Genomic DNA, 1,245 nt, shown 5'->3' with positions numbered 1-1,245 from the left:
TGCCGTTCGACAGATCATCGTCTTCGACATAGACCGTGCTGTTGGAACCGACCCACGGGCCGTCGTCATCGAACGCGATCTTGGTGCCGATCGCGATCGTCTTTTCCACCGTATCCTGGTCGTAGTCGGTCACCGACAGAACCGCAGAGATCTTGTCCCCGAGGTTGACGCTGTCGTCGAAGTTGTTGCCGGTCGCCGAATGCTTCAGCGACAGATACTGCGCAACCGTCACCTGGCCGCTGCTGTCCATATGGATCGCAAAGGCGGCAGTGCCGTTTGCAATGCGGCCGACAACCAGTTCGCCTTCCTTCGAAAGCGTAATCGGCTGTCCATCAGTCGTGAACAGGCCGGAATCCGTGTCATTGATCTTCAGCGTCAGCGAGCCATTCACCGAACCCGTGAAGAAGCCCGTATCGTCGGCGCCGCCGTCGATCGAGAAGTCCACCACGTCATCCTTGGCATAACGAACCGACATGTCCGGATCGTTGCCCTTGGAACCGACGGCCGTGAACAGCTGCGACGCGAAGTAACGCGATACCGGGTCCGTCAGGTTGTCGTCGTTGTTGCCGCCCGTCTCGTCCACACGAACCGTGCTGTCCGTCCAGATCGACGTCTCCGGCATGTCGTCGACGACAGTCACAATGATCTTGCCGTCAAGACCGACGGTATCGCCGTCACGGTCCGTCGCTTCGATCACGGCACCGAAGTCGATGCCCGCGATCGAGCCACCCGGAACCTTCAATGCCGTATTCTCGCCACCACCAGCGACATGGTCGAGCTGGTCATACTGGCGGTAGACGAACTCGCCCGTCGACTTGTCCAGCGTCAGCGTGAAGACCACACGGTCGCCGAGGCCCAAGCCCGCATTGCCCGCGACGTTGGCATAAGCCACCAGAGCGCCGCCAACATAGGTGTAGGACAGGCCCACGCCCTTGGACGAAAGACCCACCGTCGTCATCGTCGAGAGCGCATCCGATGCGAACGAGAAGCCGCCACCAGCCTTGGCGCCATCTGCACCGAACGAAACAGCATCCGCTGCTGTGCCCTGCGTGATAACCGCACCCAGCGGCCATTCCGTACCGGAAAGATCGCCGAGGCCGTCGTAGGGATGATTACCCGAGGAAAGAGCACTCGCGATATCGTCTTCGTCGGCCGTCACCATGACAGCCGCGTTCGCAACCTTCGGCATGTCGTCATCGACATTGATGGTGAGTGTGCCGTTGATGCTGTCGTTGTCGCCATCGG

General features: G+C 60.4%; 1 protein-coding gene. It reads right to left on the bottom strand.

Annotated features, from left to right (window positions below):
* Positions 1 to 1,245 (bottom strand): DUF5801 repeats-in-toxin domain-containing protein (locus tag DMY87_RS24320; protein WP_205908217.1); only part of this gene is annotated, 1,245 nt, incomplete at both ends.

Origin of the sequence: Peteryoungia wuzhouensis, assembly GCF_003205195.1 — a bacterium.
Lineage (GTDB): Bacteria > Pseudomonadota > Alphaproteobacteria > Rhizobiales > Rhizobiaceae > Allorhizobium > Allorhizobium wuzhouense.
Note: the sequence above shows the minus strand (reverse complement) of the source record. Positions and strands in the feature narration are given on the sequence as shown.